Origin of the sequence: Rathayibacter sp. AY1D2 (genome assembly GCF_002932695.1) — a bacterium.
Lineage (GTDB): Bacteria > Actinomycetota > Actinomycetes > Actinomycetales > Microbacteriaceae > Rathayibacter.
In genome coordinates this window covers 1-21,186 of record NZ_PSVX01000063.1, presented here as the reverse complement: position 1 = coordinate 21,186, position 21,186 = coordinate 1, and the positions used below count along the sequence as shown (strand labels likewise).

The following is a 21,186-nucleotide window of genomic DNA, read 5'->3' as shown; positions in this document are numbered from 1 at the left end:
GATCCGCAGCACCCGGTCGGCCGATGTCCGGGCGGACGGGTCGTGCGCTGGGACCCGCGCGGACCTCCGCGGTCGGAGGGACGTCGTGTCCTGTTCGCCCCGCCGCCGCGCCCGCCTCTAGGCTCGACGGCGTGACCGCCTCCGTCCCCGCCCCCCAGTCCCGGCCCCGCGACGTCGTCGGCATCGTCGGCCTCGTCCTCGCGATCGTCCTCGTCCTCGCGCAGATCGGGCGGACCGCGCTCACCACGGCCATCCCGGTCCTCGCGTTCCAGGGCGGCTTCGACACCACGCAGATCGGGGCGCTCTTCGCCGCCCTCGGGGTCACGTTGCTCGTGCTCGCGACGGCGACCGCGATCGTCGGCGTCATCGGCGTCGCTCGGAAGGACCGCGCCCGGCTGCTCTCGGCCGTCGCGCTCGGCGTCGGCGCGAGCGTCGCGATCGTCGAGCTGGGCGCGCTCGTCGTCCCGCCCCTGGTCGGCCTCTCGCTCCAGTACTGACGAGGCCCGCCGGAGCGGATCCCTCCGCCCGCCCTCGCAACATCCGCACGGCGCCGCGTCAGTTACCCGCGCTCCGCTGCGCCGCGACGGCCCTGCCGGCTCCCCGGCGATGCGCCAGGATGGGGGCATGACGACACGCGTGGACGGCCTCTTCGTCTACCCGGTCAAGGGCCTGACCCCGCAGCCGCTCCCCCGCGTCGAGCTCACCGCCGGCCGCGGCGTCCCCTTCGACCGCACGATCGCCCTCGCCCGCCCCGGCGGCGCCTACCGGCCCGGCATGCGGCACGGCATCTCCAAGCGCGAGTACTTCGTGCTCGTCGCCGAGGCGCGCCTCGCCGGCCTGACCACGCACCTCGACCCCGACAGCGGAGTGCTCACCGTCGACGTCCGCGGCCACCGGGTCCTCTCCGCCGACCTCGGCGCGGAGGACGGCCGGGCCGCACTGCGCTCCTTCGCCGCCCGCGTGCTCGACCTGCCGCCCGGCGTCGAGCCCGTGATCGCCCAGGACGCGGGGCGCCGCTACACCGACACGGCCCACAACTCCGATGTCGAGATGGAGTACGTCTCGCTGATCAACCTGGCGAGCGTCCGCGACCTCGCCGAGCGCACCGGCCGGAGCGTCGATCCGCTGCGGTTCCGCGGGAACATCCACCTCGAGGGGCTGCCCGCGTGGAGCGAGCTCGAGCTGCTCGGGCGCGAGCTCACCGCGGGCGGGCTGCGGCTGCGGATCACGAAGGCCACCGAGCGGTGCGCCGCGACCGAGGTCGAGCCGGGCACCGGTCGGCGCGACCTGCCGGTCCCTCGCCTGCTGCACGAGACCTACGGCCACGAGCTCCTCGGCGTCTACGCGGAGGTCCTTGACGGCGGCCCGCTCGGCGTGGGCGACGAGCTGGTGCTCCGTGGCTGAGCTGCGGCTCGTGGTGGCCGAGCGCGAGGCGCTCACCCCGGCCGTCACCCGCTTCGTGCTGCGGAGCGAGGACGGCGCCCCGCTGCCCGGCTACTCCGCCGGCGCGCACCTCACGCTCACGACCCCCTCCGGCGAGCGCCGCAGCTACAGCCTCGTCGAGCCGGGATCCGCGGAGCCGTCGCACTACGCGATCGCGGTGCGCCGCGAGCCCGGGGGTCGGGGCGGATCGCGGAGCCTCCACGACGACGTCCGCGTCGGCGATGTCCTCTCCTCCGCGCCGCCCGCGAACACCTTCGCCCTCCGGCCCGCCGCCCGCTACCTCCTGATCGCCGGCGGGATCGGCGTCACCCCGATCCGCGCCATGGCCGCCGAGCTCCGGGCGCAGGGCTCGGCCGTGCAGGTCGTCTACCTCAGCCGTACCCCCGAGGACACCGCGTGGCTCGACGAGTTCTCCGCCGACGGCTCCCTCGTGCACCACAGTGCGATCCACGGCCGGCTCGACCTCTGGCCGCTCGTCGCCGAGCCCGACGACGACACCCGGATCTACTGCTGCGGTCCGTCCGCGCTGATCGACGAGGTCCTCGCCCTCACGATGCACTGGCGCCCGAGCCGGATCCACGTCGAGGACTTCGCGGGCGTCGACGCCGTCGGCGACCGGGCCGTCCCCTTCGCCGCCGTCTGGGAGCCGACCGGAGCCGTTGTGGAGGTCCCGGCCGACCGCTCGCTCCTCACCGCGCTCCGCTCCTCCGGGATCGACGTCGACTCCTCCTGCGAGTCGGGCACGTGCGGCACCTGCCGCCTGCGCCTCGTCGGCGGGACGGCGGAGCACCGCGACCTGGTGCTGACCCCCGAGGAGCAGGACCGCTGGATCATGCCGTGCGTCTCGCGCTCCGCCGGCGGCGAGCTGGTCGTCGCCCCGGAGTGACGGAGCGACGAGGCCGGTCCCCACGCACGCCGGCCGACACGCGTCGGCCGTCGTGTGACGCCGCGTGACGGGCGCCCGGCGCTCGGTCCCCCGCATGCCTAGGCTCCCGGACGGGGGACCACGACCGTCACGACCGAAGGACTTCCGATGACCAGCACCTCCGTCCGCACCCAGCTCGACGAGTTCACCGTCGGCTTCGACGAGACGGTCGGCCCCGAGCTCGCCGCCGTCTTCTCCGGCGAGCGCGACGACCTCGTCGCCGCCGGCGCCCCGAGCGGAGCCGTCACCGCCGGCGACGCGCTTCCCGCCGCCTCCGTCGTGACCGTCGACGGCGACACCGTCGCCCTCGCGGACGTCCTCGGCGCGGGCCCGGCCGTCCTCGTCTTCTACCGCGGAGCCTGGTGCCCGTACTGCAACATCACGCTCAAGCACTACAACGAGACCCTCGCCCCCGAGCTCGCGTCGCGCGGAGTCGCCCTCGTCGCGATCAGCCCGCAGACCCCCGACGGGTCGCGCGCGGCGGTCGCGAACGGCGACCTGGGCTTCACCGTCGTCTCCGACCCCGGCAACACGCTCGCGAGCGCTCTCGGCATCGTCACCGCCCCCAGCGGCGACGCGCAGGAGGCGCACACCGCGCTCGGCTTCGCCGTGAAGGACAGCAACGCCGACGACACCCCGGCCGTCCCGTACCCGACCGTCCTGGTCGTCGACGCCGACCGGATCGTCCGCACGGCGGACGTGCACGTCGACTACACGACGCGCACGGAGACCGAGGAGATCCTCGCCGCCGTCGACGCGCTCTGACACCTCCGCTCGCACCCTGAGCACGCGCGGCGGTCGAGCACACCCCCTCGCCCGCCGCGCCGCCGCTCCCTAGGCTCGACCCGTGACAGCGGAGACGGACGTGCTCGTGGTCGGCGGCGGTCCGGTCGGACTCCTGCTCGGCGCGCTCCTGGCGCGGGCCGGAGTGGACGTGCAGGTGTGGGAGCGGCGCTCCTCGGTACCGCGCGGCTCGCGGGCGATCGGCATCCATCCGCCGTCGCTCGACGCGTTCGCGGCGGTCGGCGCCGATGCTCCCGTGCTGGCCGAGGCCACCCGGGTCCGCGAGGGCGTCGCGCGCAGCCGGGGCCGCACCCTCGGCACGCTCTCGTTCGCGCGCGCCTCCGCGACGCACCCCTACGTCGTCACCCTCGACCAGCACCGCACCGAGGCGATCCTCCGCGAGCGCCTGGAGGCGGCGGCCCCGGACGCGCTGCGCCCCGGGGTCGCGCTGACCGGCCTGCTCCGTCACGGCTCCACCGTCGAGGCGACCGGCACCGGACCGGGCGGCGAGCCGGTCTCCGTCCGCACCGCCTTCGTCGTGGGAGCCGACGGCGCCCGGAGCACCGTCCGCGACCTGCTCGGGATCCGCACCACCGGCCGCGACTACCCGGACCGCTACGTGATGGGCGACTTCGCCGACCCCGAGCCCGGCGGTCTCACCGGCACCGCGCTGGTCGACGTCGGCCCGGCCGGAGTGGTGGAGTCCTTCCCCCTGCCGGGCGGTCGGCGCCGGTACGTCGCCCTGAGCGGCCCCGACCGCTCCCTCGGCGCCCCCGCCTGGCGGCCCGAGGAGGCCCCCGACCAGGAGGCCGCGCGCGCCCTGGCCGCCGCTGTCCGCGACCGGACGGGCGCCGACGCCGACCCGGAGACCTGCACGATGCTCAGCGGCTTCCAGGTGCGGCGCCGCGAGGCCGAGCGGATGGGCGTCGGCCGCGTCGTGCTCATCGGCGACGCCGCGCACGAGATCAGTCCGATCGGCGGGCAGGGCATGAACCTCGGCTGGCTCGACGCCGCCGAGCTCGCCCCGCTCCTGGCCGGTGCCGTGCGCCGCGGCGAGGCCGGCCCCTGGCCCGGCTTCGCCCGGCGGCGCACCACCGCGGCCCGGCGCGCGGCGCGGCAGGCGGAGGCGAACATGGCCCTCGGACGCCCGCTCGGCTCGCTCGCGCACCGCGGCCGCGAGGCGTTCCTCCGCACCGCCCTCGCCCTGCCGACCTCGGACCTGCTCGCCCGCGTCTACGCGATGCGCTGGTCCTGAGGGCGGCCGGTCAGCCGACCAGCCGCGCGCCCGCCAGCCCGAGCTCGACCACCAGCACGAGCGAGGCCGCGATCACCAGCCGGAACAGGGTGCGCGTCGGCGGACCTGTCAGCACCAGGCGGATGCCCGCCGCGGCGAGCACGACCACCGCGAGGGTCCCGATCACCGCGATCACCACGCCTGTCCCGCGCACCGGCTGGTCGCCGACGAGCTGTCCGACGAGCACGAGCAGCGCGGCGACCACCAGCGACCCGAAGGCGACGACTCCGGAGAGCCGCAGGCCGAGGCGGTGCGGGAAGCCGCGGACCCCGGTGGCCTCGTCGTCGACCAGGTCGGGGAGCACGTTCGTGCAGTGGATCGCGATGCCGAACACGGCGCCGGTCGCGATCGCCCACCAGGCGGGGAGCCGGCCGTCGCCCGCCGCCACCGCCACCACCGGCAGCAGCCCGAAGGCGACCACGAACGGAGCGACCGACCAGACCGTGCGCTTGAGCCCCGCGTCGTAGGCCCAGCCCGCGGCGACCAGCACCAGGTGCGCGACCGCGGCGACCGGTCCGAGCACCAGCGAGAGCACCACGGCGGCCGCCGCCGTCCCCAGTGCGGCGGCGCGGACGGCGCCCACGCCGATCAGCCCCTGCGCGACCGGCTTGTCGGTGCGCCCCACCGCGCGGTCGCGGTCGGCGTCGATCCAGTCGTTCGCGAGCCCGATCGAGAGCTGCCCGAGCAGCACGGCGAGCGCCACCAGCACGACCTGCCCGAGCGGATGCCCGGACGCCGCCGCGATCACGGTCGCCAGCACGGTGACCGTCACGGTCGGCCCGGGGTGCGACGAGGCCAGCAGGAGTCGCACCCGGGACGTCATCCCGCCAGCCTACGGTCGCGGCGGCACAGCGGGGCGCCGGTCGCGCTCCCCGCCCCGGAGCGGGATCCAGCGTGGTCCGAGCGCGGCGCCCGCATCCGCCCGCGACGGGAATGGCCCGGGATGGGGCAGGGTTGCACCACCCGGCATCCCGACTCAGGAAGAAGGCCTCGTGGACCTCGTGCACTGGCTGTTCGACGCGCAGATCGTCATCGGCGAGCAGACCGTCCTCTGGCGGGAGGTCATCGGCAACGTCTTCGGGCTCCTCAGCGCCCTCGGCGGGATGCGGCGGAAGGTCTGGGCCTGGCCCGTCGGCCTCATCGGCAACGTGCTGCTGTTCACGGTCTTCATGGGCGCCCTGTTCGGCACTCCGAACCCCGTCAACCTGCTCGGCCAGGCCGGGCGGCAGGTGATGTTCATCCTGGTCAGCGTCTACGGCTGGTACCGGTGGACCCACCGCCCCGACGACTCCGCCACCCTGATCGAACCGCGCTGGGCGTCGTGGCGCACCCGCGGCCTGCTGGTGCTCGGGATGGTCGGCGGCACCGCGGTGCTGACGCCCGTGTTCCGCGCGCTCGGCTCCTACGAGCCGGTCTGGAGCGACGCGTGGATCTTCGTCGGCTCCGTCCTCGCCACCTACGGCATGGCCAAGGGCTGGACCGAGTTCTGGCTCATCTGGGTGGCCGTCGACCTGGTCGGCGTGCCGCTGCTGTTCTCGGCCGGCTACTACGCGTCGGGGCTGATGTACGTCTTCTACGGCGCGTTCACCCTGGTCGGCTTCTTCGTCTGGATGCGGCAGGGCACCCGTCCGTCCGCCGCTCCGATCACGGTCGGCTAGCTCTAGCAGCCCGCCGCCGCCGGCGGAAGTGGCCGTGCGGGAGGCGCTGTCGGTGGTCCACTGGGAGCGGAGGCGCCCGCCTCCCCCACCCGGAACGGACGCCATGCTCTCCCTCGTCTACTCCAGCCGCACCTCCGCCGGCTTCACGGACGCCGACCTCCCCGCGCTGCTCGCCCAGTGCCGCGCGAACAACGAGCGCCTCGGCCTGACCGGCATGCTCCTGCACCGCGACGGCCGATTCCTCCAGGTGCTCGAGGGGCCGGACGCGGTCCTGCGCGAGCGGATGGCCGTCATCGCCGCCGACGAGCGCCACGCGCAGCTGCGCACCCTCCTCGAGGAGCCGATCCGGGAGCGGCTGTTCCCGGAGTGGTCGATGGCGTTCGAGTCCGCCGCCGACGCCGACGCCGCCGGGCTCCGCACCTCCTTCGACGACCTCGACGACGCCGAGGCCGAGAGCGCGACGCTCCCGGCCCTGCGCGAGCTCATCCGCTTCTTCCGCGAGCGGAGCTAGGCGGAGCTAGGCGGAGCTGGGCGGAGCTGGGCGGAGCTGGGCGGAGCTGGGCGGAGCTGGGCGGAGCGATACGGGACGCCGGGATCGCGGCCGGTCCGCCGCCGGAACCCGACGCCCGTCAGTCCTCCGCCGAGGGAGGAGCGAGCCGGTCGAGCCGCGCCAGGAGCGGGGCGAAGCCGTCGCCGAGCAGGGCGCTCAGCGGCTCGCCGAACCAGAACCGCCAGACGGCGTCGAGCTCCTCGCCGGTGATCCGTCCTCGGCGCAGGAGGATGCTCGCGATCGGGGCCGCCTCAGACGCGTACTCGTCGCGGGGAGCGCCGTCCTCGCGACCCGGCTCGAGTCCGTACGGATCGACCCCGTCGAGCTCCCGCAGGACGGCCGCCACCATCGCGTCACGGCGTTCCGCGGTCGCGCCGTCCTGATTCGTCGGTGCTCGGCGCTCCATCGCGAGAAGGTACCGAGCCCACTCCTCGTCGCCCATTCGTCGTCTCCGATCTCTCCGGATGCCGCGCCTTCTCGAGGCCTTTCTCTTCCTTCGGCGCCGGCTTGTCGAGGCACGGGGGAACCGCCTCTCCGACGGCTTGTCATCCCCCCGCGAGAAAGGCGCGGACGCCTTCCCGCGTCAGCCCCGAGGCGACGGCGAGCCGGTGCTCTCCGGCCCCGAGTCGGGCGGCTCCGCGGAGGGCCGCGGCCCTTTCTCCGCCCTCGCCGGAAGTCCCGCTCCGGAATGCCGCGAATTCCGCGGACACCTTATCGAGAGCGTCGACGACATCGCCGGACACGCTCTCCGGCGGCTCGCCGAGATCGATGCGCCAGCCTCTCCCGGACTTCTCGTCGCTGTCGTTCACACGCGGGAAAGTACCCCGAACCGCAGGGCGGCGCCTGTGATCGCCCGACGCCGTCGCGCCCCAGGGATCCGTCGTCGACGTCCGAGCGCACACGCCTCCCGGTCCGGAGAGGACGGCCTTCGAGGACTGTCCCGCGGACCTCGTCGCCGTGCTCCGCTCCGATGCGGCCTCCGCCTCGGCCGAGGTCTTCGACGGCTGACCCGACCGCGTCGACCACCCGCTGCGACGACCGCGGGGCGGAGGCGCGGATCGCGTCGTTCCGGCGCGCCCGCACCAGCGGTGCCGGAACGTCCGGCCGATCCGGGAGCGGCACCCGTCCGAGCCGTCGAGGTTCCGTCGGTGTGCAGGCCCCCGCGCCGAGGGACGTAAAGTGTGCTCACACGCGCCCGCGGACGGGCGAGCCGCCCGTGAGGGCGCCCCGGTCCTGCGTCGGAGGCGCCGATCACAGAGAGCCGCGGTGCCCCGATGCCGGAAGACAAGCCCGCGTCGCGGGCGCCGAGCATCTACGACGTCGCCCGCGCGGCCGGCGTCTCGCACCAGACCGTCTCCCGCGTCCTGAACGACCACCCGAGCCTCCGCGCCGAGACGAAGAAGCGCGTGCTCGAGGTCATGGCCGAGCTCGACTACCGCCCCAACCTCGCCGCGCGGGCACTGGTCACCAGCCGCACCCGCACCGTCGGCGTGCTGTCCTCGCAGAGCCTGCAGTACGGTCCGGCCTCCAGCATCCAGGCCATCGAGGTGGCGGCGCGCGACGCGGGCTACCTCGTCGTCACGGCCAACGTCGACGGCACCGACGGCGCGTCGATCCAGGCCGGGATCCGGCATCTGCTCAACCAGGCGGTCGAGGGCCTCGTGGTCGTCGCCCCGCAGATCCGCGTCTTCGACATCCTCTCCGGAGTCGCGCTGCGCATCCCGCACGTGACGCTGCAGACGAGCGAGGACGACCGCGACGACGCGCTCTACGTCGACCAGATGGCCGGCGCCCGCATCGCCACCGGGCACCTGATCGACCTCGGGCACACCGAGATCGTGCACCTCGCCGGCCCGCAGGACTGGATCGAGGCCGAGGCGCGGATGCGCGGCTACCTCGCCGAGCTCGACCACCGCTCGATCCCGCTGCGCCCGCCGCTGCTCGGCGACTGGAGCGCCGAGCGCGGCCACCGCGTGGGCCTCGAGCTCTCGCGCTTCCTCGACTTCACCGCGGTGTTCGCGGGGAACGACCAGATGGCGCTCGGACTGATGAGCGCGTTCCACGAGCGCGGGGTCCGCGTGCCGGAGGACGTCAGCGTCATCGGCTTCGACGACATCCCCGAGGCGGCGTTCTACTGGCCGCCGCTGACCAGCGTCCGCCAGGACTTCGTGGAGCTCGGACGCCGGTGCGTGGCCGCGCTGCTCAGCCTGATCGAGGGCGACCGGCCGGAGAAGGCGGCGCCGATCGCTCCGCAGCTGGTCGTCCGCGGATCCACGGCCGTCCCCCGGAGCGCGAGCGTCACCGCCTCGCGCTGACCGGCGGCCGCGACGCCCTCGCGCCGCGACCGCCCGGGATCACTCGCCGTGAGCGGCGATCGACACGTCGTTCCAGCGCTTCCAGGTCTCGAGGCGCGACTCGTAGTCCGCCGTCGCGATGCCCAGCGGCGCGCGCCCGAAGAAGATCCGCAGCGGCGGCTCGTCCGCGTCCACGACCGCGAGGATCCCGAGGCGCGAGGCCCGCGGGTCGCCCTGCTGAGCGGCGGAGGGGCGTCGGCTCGCTGCCTCCCGGACCTCGTCGTACGCGGCGATCGGCTCGCTGCGCGACGCGGAGGGACCGGACCAGTCGGTCGCGTACCCGCCGGGCTCGACGAGGGTCACGTGGATCCCGAAGCCGGCGACCTCGGCGGCCAGCGACTGGGTGAAGCCCTCGAGCGCCCACTTCGACGCGTGGTACGCGCCGATCGAGGGGAACGCGCTGATGCCGCCGATGCTGGACACCTGCACGATGTGCCCCGAGCCCTGCTCGCGGAGGATCGGCAGCGCGGCCTGGGTGATCCAGAGGGCGCCGAAGACGTTGGTCTCGAGCTGCGCGCGGACCTCCTCCTCGGTGAGCTCCTCGATCATGCCGAAGTGCCCGTAGCCGGCGTTGTTGATCACGACGTCCAGCCGGCCGAACCGGTCGGCCGCGGCCTGCACGGCGGCGAAGCCGGCCTCGCGATCGGTCACGTCGAGGGTCAGCGGGAGGAACGTGTCGGGGTACTCCTCGACGAGGGCGTCGAGGGTCTCGATCCGGCGGGCGGTGCCGGCGACCGAGTCGCCGCGCTCGAGCGCCGCCTCGGCCCACTCGCGGCCGAAGCCCTTCGAGGCGCCGGTGATGAACCAGGTCTTCGTCATGGTGTGCGTCCTTTCGACAGTGCTGGACGCAACGCCGACGGCTCCGGCTCCCTTCCGGGGCCGGGGACCCTTGACACGAGCGGTCGGGGAGCGGACGACGCGCCGCCGGTGTCCCGTTACCGAGTCGAGACGTGCGCGTTGACATGAACGGCGCCGTCGGGTCTAGCATGACGCAATGTGATCGCTCACATGGCATCACATCTCCGCCCCGATCCCGAGGGCGGCCCTGCATCCACTGCATTCAATGACGAAGGAATCACAGTGACCACAATGAAGCGCGCTCTCATCGCCGGCATCGCCGGCGGAGCGATGATCCTCTCCCTCGCCGCCTGCTCCTCCGGAACCGGTGGCGGCTCGGGCTCGGGATCCGGCGACGGCGGCCTCGTCGGCGTCGCGATGCCGACCAAGTCGTCCGAGCGCTGGATCGCTGACGGCAACAACGTCAAGTCGCAGCTCGAGGAGGCCGGCTACCAGGTCGACCTGCAGTACGCCGAGGACGACATCCCCACCCAGGTCTCGCAGCTCGAGAACATGATCACCAAGGGCGCCAAGGCCCTGATCGTCGCCTCGATCGACGGCACCACCCTCACGAGCGTGCTCGAGGAGGCCAAGGCCAACGACATCCCCGTCATCGCCTACGACCGCCTCATCCGCGACTCCGAGAACGTGGACTACTACGCCACGTTCGACAACTACAAGGTGGGCGTCCAGCAGGCCACCTCGCTCCTCGCGGGCCTCGGTCTCACCGACCTCACCGGCGCGAAGGCCGCCGACGCCCCCGCCGGCCCGTTCAACGTCGAGCTGTTCGCCGGCAGCCCCGACGACAACAACGCCACGTTCTTCTTCAACGGCGCGATGGACACCCTCCAGCCGTACATCGACGACAAGACGCTCGTCGTGAAGTCCGGCGAGACCGACTTCAACACCGTGGCCACGCTCCGCTGGGACGGCGAGGTCGCCCAGAGCCGCATGGAGGACATCCTCACCAAGACGTACTCCGACGGCTCCAAGGTCCAGGGCGTCCTCTCGCCCTACGACGGCCTCAGCCGCGGCATCATCTCGGCCCTGACCGACGCCGGCTACACCGTCGGCTCCGACTTCCCGATCATCACCGGTCAGGACGCCGAGCTCGACTCCGTCAAGGCGATCATCGCCGGCGAGCAGTACGCGACCATCTACAAGGACACCCGCGAACTCGCCAAGGAGGCCGTGAAGATGGCCCAGGCCGTGCTCGAGGGCACCGAGCCCGAGGTCAACGACACCGACACCTACGACAACGGCAAGAAGGTCGTCCCGTCCTTCCTGCTCGAGCCGGTCATCGTCACCAAGGACCAGATCCAGTCCGTCCTCGTCGACGGCGGCTACTACACCGACGCGGAAGTGAACGGCTAGTCCTCGCTCCTCACCCGAGAAGGAACACCCCGGGAGGGCGCCCACTGGGCGCCCTCCCCCACTACGAAGGAAGGGAGGCGGCGTGACCTCGAACATCCTCGAGATGCGCGGCATCACCAAGACGTTCCCGGGCGTGAAGGCGCTCCAGGACGTCACGCTCAACGCACAGCGCGGCGAAGTCCACGCGATCTGCGGGGAGAACGGCGCCGGCAAGTCGACGCTGATGAAGGTCCTGTCGGGCGTCTACCCCCACGGCACCTACGAGGGCGACATCGTCTTCGAGGACGAGGTGATGCAGTTCTCCAGCATCCGCGACTCGGAGGCGAAGGGCATCGTCATCATCCACCAGGAGCTGGCCCTCAGCCCCTACCTCTCCATCGCGGAGAACATCTTCCTCGGCAACGAGGTGCGCGGCTTCGGCGGCCTGATCGACTGGAACAAGACCAACCAGGAGGCGGCGGCGCTGCTGGCCCGCGTGGGTCTGCGCGAGAACCCGACCACCAAGATCATGGAGATCGGAGTCGGCAAGCAGCAGCTCGTCGAGATCGCGAAGGCGCTCTCGAAGCGGGTCAAGCTGCTCATCCTCGACGAGCCCACCGCGGCTCTGAACGACGAGGACTCGGACCACCTGCTCGACCTGATCCTGCACCTCAAGGAGCAGGGCATCACGTCGATCATCATCAGCCACAAGCTGAACGAGATCAAGAAGATCGCGGACACCGTCACGGTCATCCGCGACGGCAAGACCATCGAGACGATCGCTCACGACGACGTCACCGAGGACCGCATCATCAAGGACATGGTCGGCCGCGACCTCGACCACCGCTACCCGGACCACACGCCGCACATCGGCGAGGAGATCCTGCGCGTGGTCGACTGGACGGCCCACCACCCCCAGGACCCGACACGCGTCATGGTGGACAAGGTCAACCTGACGGTGCACCGCGGCGAGATCGTCGGCATCGCCGGGCTCATGGGCGCCGGGCGCACCGAGTTCGCGATGAGCCTCTTCGGCCGCTCCTACGGCAGCCGCATCTCCGGCCAGGTCTTCAAGGCCGGCAAGGAGATCAAGATCCGCAACGTCTCGGAGGCGATCGCCCACGGGCTCGCCTACGCGACCGAGGACCGCAAGCACTACGGCCTCAACCTCATCGACGACATCAAGCGGAACATCTCGCTCGCGTCGCTCGACAAGGTCGCCCGCGGCGGACTCGTCGACGACAACCGCGAGTTCGAGGTCGCCAACGAGTACCGCGGCAGCATGAACATCAAGTCGCCGACCGTGCTCGCCAAGACCGGGAAGCTCTCCGGCGGCAACCAGCAGAAGGTCGTCCTGTCGAAGTGGATCTACTCCGACCCGGACGTCCTCATCCTCGACGAGCCCACCCGCGGCATCGACGTGGGTGCGAAGTACGAGATCTACACCATCATCAACCGGCTCGCGGCGCAGGGTAAGGGGATCATCGTCATCTCCTCCGAGCTGCCGGAGCTGCTCGGCATCTGCGACCGCGTCTACGCGCTGTCGGAGGGCCGGATCACGGGCGAGCTGCCCATCGCCGAGGCGACGCCCGAGGCGGTCCTCACCCTCATGACCCAGGAGAAGCAACGATGACCGATCTGCAGAACGAACCGTCCACCGCGGCCGGTGCGCAGGTGAAGCCCACCGAGAACGCCTTCACGAAGCGACTCAGCCACGTGCTGGGCGACCTCGGCAAGAACGGCATCTTCATCGCCCTCATCGTGGTGGTGCTGCTGTTCGAGGTGATGACCGGCGGAATCCTCCTCCGCCCCCAGAACATCTCGAACCTGATCGTCCAGAACGGCTACATCCTGATCCTCGCCATCGGCATGGTGATGGTCATCGTGGCCGGGCACATCGACCTCTCGGTCGGCTCGGTCGCGGCGTTCGTCGGAGCGATCTCGGGCGTCTTCGCGGTCAACATGGGTCTCCCGTGGTGGCTGTCGATCGTCCTCTCCCTCCTCATCGGCGCCCTGGTCGGAGCGTGGCAGGGCTTCTGGATCGCGTACGTCGGGATCCCGGCGTTCATCGTGACCCTGGCGGGCATGCTGATCTTCCGCGGCCTGGCGCTCGTCGTCCTCGGCAACGCGAACATCGGATCCTTCCCGACCGAGTACCGCGCGCTGGGCAACGGCTTCCTCACCGACCTGTTCGGCGAGACCGACCTCGACCCGCTGTCGCTCGTCATCGGCGCGCTCGCGATCGTCGCCTTCGCCGTGCAGTCCGTGCGCACCCGCCGCGGCCGCCAGAAGTACGCGCAGAGCGTCGAGCCGGGCGCCTGGTTCGTCACCAAGCTCGTCCTCGTCTCCGTCGTGATCGCGGCCTTCTCCTTCGCGCTGGCCACCTTCAAGGGCATCCCGGTCACCCTGATCGTGCTCGCCGTGCTCGTCCTGATCTACGGCGTGGTCATGAACCGCTCCGTCTTCGGCCGTCACGTCTACGCGATCGGCGGCAACCTGCACGCCGCGGAGCTGTCCGGCATCAAGACCCGCAACGTCACCTTCTGGCTGTTCGTCAACATGGGCGTCCTCGCGGCGCTGGCCGGCCTCGTCTTCACCGCGCGACTCAACCTCGCCGGCCCGAAGGCGGGCGACGGCTTCGAGCTCGAGGCCATCTCGGCCGCCTTCATCGGCGGCGCGGCGGTCCAGGGCGGCGTCGGCACCATCGGCGGCGCGATCATCGGTGGTCTCATCATCGGCGTCCTGAACAACGGCATGTCGATCATGGGCATCGGCATCGAGTGGCAGCAGGCGGTCAAGGGCCTCGTGCTCCTGCTCGCGGTCGCCTTCGACGTCTACAACAAGCGCCGCTCGGGCGGACGCTAGGCCCTGCGGTCGTGCCCGACTGGTCGCGGTTCCTGCCGCTGAGCACCGGGCCCTCGGTCGACGAGACGGGCGTCAGCAACGACTGGCGCCCCCTCGTCGCCGAGAGGCTCGACCGCCTCGCCGTCCTGGCCGCCTCCCCCTCCACCACGGAGGGCGAGGCGGCCAGTGCCGTCTCCCGGGACGCCCTGCTCGGAGAGCTCGTCGTGCGGCTCTCGAGCAGCACCGGCCAGCGCCTCGCGACGCGGATGGGCGCCCGAGAGGCCTCCTCCCCTCCTCCTCCCGCCGAGATCGCCCCGGCCCTGGCCGCTCTCGCCTCCGCTCGCCGCGCCGGCGCCGGTCCCCGCTCGGTCGCCGAGCTGGTCGAGGTCGTCCGCGTCGAGCTCGCCCTCTCCCCCGAGCCGCTCGCCCTCTCCTCCCGCATCACCGGCGGGGTGGCCCTGGACCGCCTGCAGCGCGCGCCGCTCGCGATCCGCGCGGCCGTCCGCGGTCGCACCCTCGCTCCGACCGACTCGGAGTGGGAGCTCGGCTCCGGCCCCGCCCTGCGCGTGCCCGCCGACGCGATCCTCCGCTTCCTGCTCGGCCTCGGCCCCTTCCCGGCCGAGCCGACCGCCTAGGCGGCGCCGCCACCTGCCCCCGGGCGGAGGCGGCGCCGCGCCGGTCGTAGCATCGGAGGATGTCGCGCTCACTGCCGAGAAGCACCCCGTCCGCCCGCTCCGTCGACGCCGAGGGAGTGCTGGCCTTCGTCGAAGGGGTCGAGGCCGCTCCCGGCGTCGAGCTGCACGGGCTGATGGTCGTGCAGGGCGGCGACGTCGTCGCCGAGGGCTGGTGGGCGCCGTACTCGGCCGAGCGGCCGCACCTCTTCTACTCGCTGAGCAAGAGCTTCACCGCGACCGCCGTCGGCCTCGCGGTCGCCGAGGGCCGGGTCGACCTGGACGCCACCGTCCTCTCGTACTTCCCCGAGCTCGACGACGAGATCACCGACCCGCGCTCGCGTGCGATCCGCGTCCGCCACGTCCTCGCGATGGCGAGCGGCCACTCCGCCGAGACGATCGACCGCGCCGAGGAGACGGATCCGGTCGACCTGGTGCGCGGCTTCCTCCTCCTCCCGCCGGAGCAGGAGCCGGGCAGCGTCTTCGCCTACAACCAGCCCTGCACCTTCGCCGCCGCCGCGATCGTGCAGCGCGTGAGCGGGCAGTCGCTGACCGACTACCTGCGCCCGCGCCTGCTCGATCCGCTCGGCATCGGCGAGGTCGCCTGGCATCGCGACGACTCGGGGCGCGAGCTCGGCTACAGCGGGCTGCACGCCACCACCGAGGCGGCCGCTGCACTCGGACTGCTGTACCTGCAGGAGGGGCGCTGGGGCGACCGGCGGATCCTCTCGCCGGAGTGGGTCGCCGAGGCGTCCCGCGCGCACGTCCCGACCCACGAGGACGGCGGACCGGACTGGCAGCAGGGCTACGGCTTCCAGTTCTGGCGGTCGCTGCACGGCTACCGCGCGGACGGCGCGTACGGGCAGTTCAGCCTGATCGTGCCCGAGCACGAGCTCGTGATCGCGCTGACCGGCCAGACCTCGGACACGCAGACGCTGCTCGCGCTCGCCTGGGAGCACCTGCTCCCCGCCGTCGGCCGCGGGTCCACGGCGGAGGCCGACGCCCGGCTGGCCGACCGGCTGTCGGAGCTCGCCCTTCCCCCGCTCGAGGGCGCCTCCCCCGCGACCGGGAGCTACACGCCGGTCGGATCGTGGCCCGACGCCGTCGAGGTGACGGCCGACGAGGGCGGCTGGACGCTCGCGCTGACCGAGGGCGACGAGCGCTTCACGGTGACGCCCGGCGCGGGAGCCTGGACCGTCGACGGGCCGTTCGTGGCGAGCGCCGGACCCTCGGGCGACGGAGTCCTGGTCGACGTCGTGTTCCTCGAGACCCCGCACCGCCTGCACGTCGAGCTCGCTCCCGACCGCACCGCCCGCGTCCGCTGGGAGACGGAGCCGCTGCACGACGGCCCGCTCGCCGGGCTGCGCGCCCCGCGCTGACGGCAGGACCCGCTCCGCTCATCCGTCGCGAACGGCCCGTCCGCCCTTCGGCGACGGGCCGTTCGCGACGGATCGAGAGGGGTCGCGCTCGGCCGTGCGGACCGCGCGCATCGGGCGGTGCACACCGGGGGTCGACGAGTCGAGGAGCGGAGTGGGCACGAGGGTCCTTCCTGGGGGGCGGCGCTCTGGCACAATCGTCGGAGCGCTGCTCCGGAACATTGCGGAGCACTGCTCCGGAACGTGGTGGAGCTGTGCTCGGAGACATTACGGAGCGCCGCTCCGAAAAGCAAGGAGAACCGATGAGCGACCGTGTGCCCCGCACGCCCGGCCGACCGCGGACGAGTCGCGACGCACTGCTCGCCGCCGCGGCGACGGTGTTCGTGGCCTCCGGCGTGGACGCGCCGGTCCGCGAGATCGCGGCGGAGGCCGGCGTCGGCATGGGGACGATCTACCGGCACTTCCCGACCCGCTCGGAGCTCGTGGTCGCCGTCTACCGCCACCAGGTCGAGGCCTGCGCGGAGGCGGGCCCACGGCTGCTCGCCGACAGCGCGACCCCGGAGGCCGCCCTCCGGGCCTGGGTCGCCCACTTCGTCGACCTCCTGGTGACCAAGCACGGCCTCGCCGGTGCGCTCCAGGGCGACAGCGCCGGATCCGACGCCCTGCACGCCTACTTCGTGGAGCGGCTCGTCCCCGTCTGCGGCGACCTGCTCGAGGCGGCACGACCCGCCCGGATCCCGGCGTCGAGTCTCAGCGGCTACATGCTCCTCAAGGGCATCGGCAACCTCTGCATCGGCGCCGCCCACGATCCGGACTACGACGCCGACACCCTCGTGCAGGCTCTCGTCACCGGAGCGCTGCAGGCGGATCAGCCCTGATCGCCTCCACGGTCCGCTCGACCGCGTCCTCGACCGCCGCCCTGCGGCTCGCGTCGTCCTCGCGCTCGGACTCGTGGACGAAGACGGCCCCGCCGCGCCGGGCCCCGCAGTAGTCGATGATCCCGTGCTGGATCTGCGTCAGCAGCGCCTGCTCGTAGCCGTGCCGCTCGTAGGTCCCGGCGGAGTCCCCCGCGACGAGCACGAGGTGGACGGTCAGAGCGCCGAGCCTGCGCTGCGTGCCGTGGACGGGGTCGATGTCGAAGGCCCAGCCGGCGAGGAAGACGCGGTCGATCCAGCCCTTCAGCAGCGCGGGCATCGACCACCAGTAGACGGGGAAGACGAGCACGAGGTGGTCGACGCCGTCGAGCCGGCGCTGCTCGCGGAGGACGTCGTCGGGAACCGGGCCGACACCGCGGTAGCGGTCCCGGTCGGCCGCGCCGAACCGCGGGTCGAAGCCCTCGGCGTCGAGGTCGGCCGTCTCCACTCCGTCGGGGCCGAGCTCCTCCCGCAGCCGCCGGGCGAGGGCGGCGGTGAGGGAGTCGCGGTCGGGGTGCGCGGTGACGAGGAGGGTGCTCACCGCTCCAGTGAACCGCACCCGCCCTGCGGCACCCCTGGCAGGATGACCCGGTGACTCCGCACCGCTCCCCCAGCCGCCCCGACGTCGTCTCCGTCGAGCTCGTCGGTGGACCGGAGCCGCTCGAGCTCGCCCTGCACGAGCACGACCCCGAGTGGTCCGCCGTGTTCGAGGAGCACCGGCGGCGCATCCTCGAGGCCGTCCCGGGCGTGCGGGTCGAGCACATCGGCTCGACCTCCGTCCCGGGCCTGCCCGCGAAGCCGATCGTCGACGTGCTCGTCGTCGTGCCCGACGTCACGGCGGAGGAGGACCACGTCGCGCCGCTGCTCGCGGCCGGCTACGTCCTGCGCACCCGGGAGCCCGGGCACCGGCTCGTCCGCACGCCCGGACGGGACGCCCACGTCCACATCTACGAGGAGGGTCATCCCGCGATCGACGCGTACCTCCTCCTGCGCGACCGGCTGCGCACCGACCCGGCCGACCGCGAGCTCTACCGCAGCACGAAGGCGTCTCTCCTCCTCCGGCGCTGGGAGGACGGGAACGACTACGCCGAGGCGAAGTCCGCCGTGATCGCGGCCATCCTCGAGCGCGCGAGATCCTCGCAGCCCTGAGATCGATATCCGGAAGAACTGAGCGGGCTCGACAGCGGTCGGCGGCTAGGCCGCACCGCACGTCCGATCGCCCTCGAGCCCTCCGGCTCGGGGGCGATCGCGGTTCGGGCGGCATCGGATGATCGCCGGTTAGCGGAGCGCGCCCTCCAACCGGGCGGAGCGCTCGCGCCGGAAGGTCGAGCAGCGAGGACCGGGCCCGCGCAGCCGTCGGTATCCGGCGACCGAGTGGATTCGGATGTTGACGTCATCAGAGCCCCGTGGAAGCCTGATGTTTGCGTGAACATGCGCGAAGTCCCCGGTGCAAAGGAGCACAGCATGACGTCTCGACCACGAACGGCCGCCGCGGCGGTGGCCGCGCTGCTCGTCGCAGCGCTCCTGGGAACAGGAGCGCAGTCGGCCTCGGCCGCCGTGGCCACGGATCCCGACGACGGAGTGCCGCGCACCTCGACGCCCGTGACCTACACCGACTACCCGGCGGTCCAGGACCCGGGCAGCACCGCGGCCGGCTACTTCCAGCCCTACTGGTACGACACCGACGGCCGCCACATCCAGGCGCACGGCGGCCAGATCGTCACCGTCGAGGAGGGCGGTCAGCAGGTCCAGTACTGGTACGGCGAGGACCGCACGAAGGGCTACTGGAACAGCCCCGGAGTCGCGGTCTACCGCTCCACCGACGGCCACAACTGGGAGAACAAGGGCACCGCGCTCCGCAGCGTCTCGGCTCCGGCCGACCTCGAGGCCCCCTACTTCGACGCGCTCTACGACACCGTCGACGACTCCGGAGCCCCTCGCGCCGACCGCATCGCGGAGCTCGACTACCACCTCGACACGACGCAGGCCTCGCCGAACACCGCCATCTTCGAGCGCCCCAAGGTCCTCTTCAACGAGAAGACCGGCAAGTGGGTCATGTGGTGGCACTCCGACGGCCGCATCACCCCGGGTGGCAGCACCTATGCGCGCTCGATGGCGGGAGTAGCCGTCTCGGACAGCCCGACCGGGCCCTTCACGCTCCAGGGCGTCTACCGCCTCTACAACCGCACGGACTACAAGGCCTGCACCACCTCCGCCGTTCCCGGGCAGGCGCGGGACATGACCGTCTTCCAGGACGAGGACGGCACCGCGTACATCTCCTACTCCTCCGAGGAGAACTACTCGCTCTACGTGGCGAAGCTGGACGCCGACTACACCAACGTCGAGCGGACCACCACGACCGACACCCTCGACGCGAACCAGTACTCGGCCGACGGGACGTACCCCTACGTCTTCGCCGACGGTGCGGCCGGAGCACCGGTGCGCGGCACCGACTTCCAGATCGTGAAGGAGTGCGGACACCTCGAGGCGCCCGCGATCTTCGCCAACGGCGGCAAGTACTACACGATCGCCTCCGGGGCGACCGGCTGGGCGCCGAACCCGCAGACCTACTACACCGCCGACTCGATCCTCGGCGCGTGGACCCGCGGAGTCGAGAAGGGCGACGCCGACGAGAACGTCGCCTACAACGCGATCCCGGAGGGCGGCGACGGCCTGCTCTCGATCGGCGACTCCCGCAAGACCACCTTCGGCTCGCAGTCGACGAACGTCCTCACCCTCGCTCCCGGGAAGTACGTCTACATGGGCGACCGGTGGAACGAGGGCAAGTCGGACTCGACCTACGTCTGGCTCCCGATGACGGTCGGCGAGAACGGCCGCCTCGAGATGCGGAACCCGGCTCAGGAGGACCCGGCGCGCTGGGGATCCGGCTGGAACCTCTCCTACTGGGACGACAAGGGGGTCGGCGAGGGCGTCTGGTCGGTCGTGGACGCCCGTCTGCCGAAGCAGGTCCGCCGCGGCGCCGACATCGCCGCCGCGCTCCCCTCGACGGTCTCGGTCGCGAGCAACGGCTCGACCCGCGACGTCGCCGTGACCTGGGCCGCCCCCGGCCCCGCCGAGCTCGGCACGGTGCAGGTGACGGGCACGCTCGCCGCCGACGCCGGATTCTCCTCCGGCCGCCGCTTCACCCGCACGATCGAGGTGGCGGAGCCGGGCATCGCGAACCTCGCTCCCGGAGCCTCGGTCGCGGTCTCGAGCCGCACGGACCTCGCCGGCAAGCTCATCGACGGCGATGTCAAGGGCAAGGGCTGGGACGACTGGTCCTCGGCCGGCTACCCGCGCGACAGCCGCCTCTCCTTCTCCTGGGGCGCGGCGCAGAACCTCGACTCGGTGACGGTCAGCACCTACAAGGACGGTGCGACCGCGACCTGGCCCTCGCGGATCGAGGTCGAGTACCAGGTGAACGGCGCATGGACGACCTCCTCGGTCGCCACCGCCCTCAGCCAGGCCGCGACCGGATCCGCCCCGACGGCGATCCTCGACCTGTCCTCCCTGCCCGACACCACGGGCCTCCGCCTGCACCTCACCAGCGCGGCGAACACGTGGCAGTCGGTCTCGGAGGTGCAGATCTGGGGCACCGCGCCGCCGACGAACGTCTGCCGCGTCCCCGGAGCCGCGGTCTCGGCATCGTTCAGCCAGACGAAGTACGCGACCCTCCCCGCGAAGAACGCCTGCGACGGCAACGTGAGCACCCCCTGGTCGACCTGGACCGACGGCACCTTCGCCGGCAGCGCCGAGTTCACGCTGACGAACACCGAGGCGCACCGCGTCGCCGGGCTCACCTTCACCAACACCGAGGGCACCCTGGCGTCGGTGAGCGTGGCCTACCGCGCCGAGGACGGCACCTGGAAGCCGACCACCGCGCAGAACGTCGCTCCGGCGGCGAACGGCACGCTGACCACGATCCCGTTCGCGGCGGTCTCGGCCACCGGCCTGAAGCTGACCTTCTCCACGCCGGGCTCGTTCCTCAAGATCGGCGAGATCGTCGTCCCCGAGGCGGCCGCCCCGGCGCTGACGGTGCCGGTGACCGTGACGTCGCGCTGCGTCGCCGGGAAGGCGGTGCTGACGGTCCTCGCCAAGAACGGCGGCACCGCTCCGATCGACGTCGCGATGGCCTCGGCCTACGGCTCGAAGACGGTCACCGCGGTGGCCGCGGGCGCGAGCGG

22 protein-coding genes are annotated in these 21,186 nt (G+C 72.5%); 16 read left to right on the top strand and 6 right to left on the bottom strand.

The window, feature by feature from the left end:
• Nucleotides 1-131 precede the first annotated feature (131 nt).
• The 5 genes from C5D04_RS14770 to C5D04_RS14750 all read left to right on the top strand — a co-directional run bounded on the left by C5D04_RS14770 (nucleotide 132) and on the right by C5D04_RS14750 (nucleotide 4,406).
• A complete protein-coding gene (locus C5D04_RS14770; protein WP_104347927.1) occupies nucleotides 132-497 on the top strand; it encodes a hypothetical protein in 366 nt (121 codons plus the stop codon).
• Nucleotides 498-624: 127 nt separating this feature from the next.
• Complete coding sequence (locus C5D04_RS14765; protein ID WP_181137729.1) at nucleotides 625-1,404, top strand: MOSC domain-containing protein; 780 nt, start codon at nucleotides 625-627, stop codon at nucleotides 1,402-1,404.
• Nucleotides 1,397-2,329: a PDR/VanB family oxidoreductase gene (locus C5D04_RS14760; protein WP_104250910.1), complete on the top strand. Its 933-nt coding sequence runs from the start codon at nucleotides 1,397-1,399 to the stop codon at nucleotides 2,327-2,329. Before C5D04_RS14765 ends, C5D04_RS14760 begins: the two co-directional genes overlap by 8 nt.
• A 147-nt stretch (nucleotides 2,330-2,476) precedes the next feature.
• On the top strand, nucleotides 2,477-3,133 hold the full coding sequence (locus C5D04_RS14755) for a peroxiredoxin-like family protein (RefSeq protein ID WP_104247729.1): 657 nt from the start codon (nucleotides 2,477-2,479) through the stop codon (nucleotides 3,131-3,133).
• Between the two features lie 82 nt (nucleotides 3,134-3,215).
• A complete protein-coding gene (locus C5D04_RS14750; RefSeq protein ID WP_104347924.1) occupies nucleotides 3,216-4,406 on the top strand; it encodes an NAD(P)/FAD-dependent oxidoreductase in 1,191 nt (396 codons plus the stop codon).
• A gap of 10 nt (nucleotides 4,407-4,416) precedes the next feature.
• Here C5D04_RS14750 and C5D04_RS14745 read toward each other — a convergent pair whose 3' ends face one another.
• Nucleotides 4,417-5,268, bottom strand: coding sequence for a UbiA family prenyltransferase (locus tag C5D04_RS14745; protein ID WP_104347923.1), 852 nt, complete (start codon nucleotides 5,266-5,268; stop codon nucleotides 4,417-4,419).
• Nucleotides 5,269-5,437: 169 nt separating this feature from the next.
• Here C5D04_RS14745 and pnuC point away from each other — a divergent pair, with 169 nt between their 5' ends.
• Both pnuC and C5D04_RS14735 read left to right on the top strand, forming a co-directional pair.
• Nucleotides 5,438-6,103 carry a nicotinamide riboside transporter PnuC gene (pnuC, locus tag C5D04_RS14740; RefSeq protein ID WP_104296222.1) on the top strand — a complete coding sequence of 222 codons (666 nt, stop codon included), beginning with the start codon at nucleotides 5,438-5,440 and terminating at the stop codon, nucleotides 6,101-6,103.
• Nucleotides 6,104-6,206: 103 nt separating this feature from the next.
• Complete coding sequence (locus C5D04_RS14735; protein WP_104227402.1) at nucleotides 6,207-6,614, top strand: BLUF domain-containing protein; 408 nt, start codon at nucleotides 6,207-6,209, stop codon at nucleotides 6,612-6,614.
• 118 nt (nucleotides 6,615-6,732) lie between these two features.
• On the opposite strand, the gene C5D04_RS14730 is transcribed toward C5D04_RS14735, so the two are convergent.
• A complete protein-coding gene (locus C5D04_RS14730) occupies nucleotides 6,733-7,059 on the bottom strand; it encodes a hypothetical protein (RefSeq protein ID WP_146078497.1) in 327 nt (108 codons plus the stop codon).
• Between the two features lie 139 nt (nucleotides 7,060-7,198).
• On the bottom strand, nucleotides 7,199-7,462 hold the full coding sequence (locus tag C5D04_RS14725; protein ID WP_104227400.1) for a hypothetical protein: 264 nt from the start codon (nucleotides 7,460-7,462) through the stop codon (nucleotides 7,199-7,201).
• Nucleotides 7,463-7,927: 465 nt separating this feature from the next.
• Between C5D04_RS14725 and C5D04_RS14720 the strand changes: the two genes are divergently transcribed.
• Nucleotides 7,928-8,968 carry a LacI family DNA-binding transcriptional regulator gene (locus C5D04_RS14720; protein WP_104234510.1) on the top strand — a complete coding sequence of 347 codons (1,041 nt, stop codon included), beginning with the start codon at nucleotides 7,928-7,930 and terminating at the stop codon, nucleotides 8,966-8,968.
• A 39-nt stretch (nucleotides 8,969-9,007) separates the two neighbouring features.
• Here C5D04_RS14720 and C5D04_RS14715 read toward each other — a convergent pair whose 3' ends face one another.
• Nucleotides 9,008-9,826, bottom strand: coding sequence for an SDR family oxidoreductase (locus C5D04_RS14715; RefSeq protein ID WP_104326409.1), 819 nt, complete (start codon nucleotides 9,824-9,826; stop codon nucleotides 9,008-9,010).
• A gap of 270 nt (nucleotides 9,827-10,096) precedes the next feature.
• On the opposite strand from C5D04_RS14715, the gene chvE reads away from it, so the two are divergent.
• The 5 genes from chvE to C5D04_RS14690 all read left to right on the top strand — a co-directional run bounded on the left by chvE (nucleotide 10,097) and on the right by C5D04_RS14690 (nucleotide 16,091).
• The gene (gene chvE, locus C5D04_RS14710; RefSeq protein WP_104224984.1) at nucleotides 10,097-11,218 is read left to right on the top strand and encodes a multiple monosaccharide ABC transporter substrate-binding protein; all 1,122 of its coding nucleotides are present in this window, start codon (nucleotides 10,097-10,099) and stop codon (nucleotides 11,216-11,218) included.
• An 82-nt stretch (nucleotides 11,219-11,300) separates the two neighbouring features.
• Nucleotides 11,301-12,830, top strand: a complete 1,530-nt coding sequence (mmsA, locus tag C5D04_RS14705) for a multiple monosaccharide ABC transporter ATP-binding protein (RefSeq protein WP_104227396.1) — start codon at nucleotides 11,301-11,303, stop codon at nucleotides 12,828-12,830.
• A complete protein-coding gene (mmsB, locus tag C5D04_RS14700) occupies nucleotides 12,827-14,062 on the top strand; it encodes a multiple monosaccharide ABC transporter permease (protein WP_104224982.1) in 1,236 nt (411 codons plus the stop codon). The genes mmsA and mmsB overlap by 4 nt, the downstream gene beginning before the upstream one ends.
• Nucleotides 14,063-14,073: 11 nt before the next feature.
• Nucleotides 14,074-14,676, top strand: coding sequence for a hypothetical protein (locus C5D04_RS14695; RefSeq protein WP_104347921.1), 603 nt, complete (start codon nucleotides 14,074-14,076; stop codon nucleotides 14,674-14,676).
• Nucleotides 14,677-14,735: 59 nt separating this feature from the next.
• Nucleotides 14,736-16,091 (top strand): serine hydrolase, encoded by a 1,356-nt coding sequence (locus tag C5D04_RS14690; RefSeq protein WP_104347920.1) that lies wholly within the window; start codon nucleotides 14,736-14,738, stop codon nucleotides 16,089-16,091.
• 18 nt (nucleotides 16,092-16,109) lie between these two features.
• Here the strand turns inward: C5D04_RS14690 and C5D04_RS18350 are convergent, their stop codons facing one another.
• Complete coding sequence (locus tag C5D04_RS18350; protein WP_181137728.1) at nucleotides 16,110-16,250, bottom strand: hypothetical protein; 141 nt, start codon at nucleotides 16,248-16,250, stop codon at nucleotides 16,110-16,112.
• A gap of 140 nt (nucleotides 16,251-16,390) precedes the next feature.
• On the opposite strand from C5D04_RS18350, the gene C5D04_RS14685 reads away from it, so the two are divergent.
• Nucleotides 16,391-16,966, top strand: coding sequence for a TetR/AcrR family transcriptional regulator (locus C5D04_RS14685; protein WP_104227392.1), 576 nt, complete (start codon nucleotides 16,391-16,393; stop codon nucleotides 16,964-16,966).
• On the opposite strand, the gene C5D04_RS14680 is transcribed toward C5D04_RS14685, so the two are convergent.
• Nucleotides 16,935-17,543 (bottom strand): NAD(P)H-dependent oxidoreductase, encoded by a 609-nt coding sequence (locus C5D04_RS14680; RefSeq protein WP_104324799.1) that lies wholly within the window; start codon nucleotides 17,541-17,543, stop codon nucleotides 16,935-16,937. The genes C5D04_RS14685 and C5D04_RS14680 overlap by 32 nt on opposite strands.
• Before the next feature lie 50 nt (nucleotides 17,544-17,593).
• Here C5D04_RS14680 and C5D04_RS14675 point away from each other — a divergent pair, with 50 nt between their 5' ends.
• Both C5D04_RS14675 and C5D04_RS14670 read left to right on the top strand, forming a co-directional pair.
• A complete protein-coding gene (locus C5D04_RS14675) occupies nucleotides 17,594-18,151 on the top strand; it encodes a GrpB family protein (protein WP_104347919.1) in 558 nt (185 codons plus the stop codon).
• Between the two features lie 315 nt (nucleotides 18,152-18,466).
• Nucleotides 18,467-21,186: discoidin domain-containing protein (locus tag C5D04_RS14670; protein WP_104347928.1), on the top strand; the 2,720-nt coding region annotated here is incomplete at its 3' end.

Bases quoted from the DNA above. Each gene is read 5' to 3' on its own strand.
- C5D04_RS14765 (WP_181137729.1), top strand. From the start codon at position 625: ATGACGACACGCGTGGACGGCCTCTTCGTCTACCCGGTCAAGGGCCTG.
- C5D04_RS14755 (WP_104247729.1), top strand. From the start codon at position 2,477: ATGACCAGCACCTCCGTCCGCACCCAGCTCGACGAGTTCACCGTCGGC.
- C5D04_RS14745 (WP_104347923.1), bottom strand. From the start codon at position 5,268: ATGACGTCCCGGGTGCGACTCCTGCTGGCCTCGTCGCACCCCGGGCCG.
- C5D04_RS14735 (WP_104227402.1), top strand. From the start codon at position 6,207: ATGCTCTCCCTCGTCTACTCCAGCCGCACCTCCGCCGGCTTCACGGAC.
- C5D04_RS14730 (WP_146078497.1), bottom strand. From the start codon at position 7,059: ATGGAGCGCCGAGCACCGACGAATCAGGACGGCGCGACCGCGGAACGC.
- C5D04_RS14720 (WP_104234510.1), top strand. From the start codon at position 7,928: ATGCCGGAAGACAAGCCCGCGTCGCGGGCGCCGAGCATCTACGACGTC.
- C5D04_RS14715 (WP_104326409.1), bottom strand. From the start codon at position 9,826: ATGACGAAGACCTGGTTCATCACCGGCGCCTCGAAGGGCTTCGGCCGC.
- chvE (WP_104224984.1), top strand. From the start codon at position 10,097: ATGAAGCGCGCTCTCATCGCCGGCATCGCCGGCGGAGCGATGATCCTC.
- mmsB (WP_104224982.1), top strand. From the start codon at position 12,827: ATGACCGATCTGCAGAACGAACCGTCCACCGCGGCCGGTGCGCAGGTG.
- C5D04_RS14690 (WP_104347920.1), top strand. From the start codon at position 14,736: ATGTCGCGCTCACTGCCGAGAAGCACCCCGTCCGCCCGCTCCGTCGAC.
- C5D04_RS14685 (WP_104227392.1), top strand. From the start codon at position 16,391: ATGAGCGACCGTGTGCCCCGCACGCCCGGCCGACCGCGGACGAGTCGC.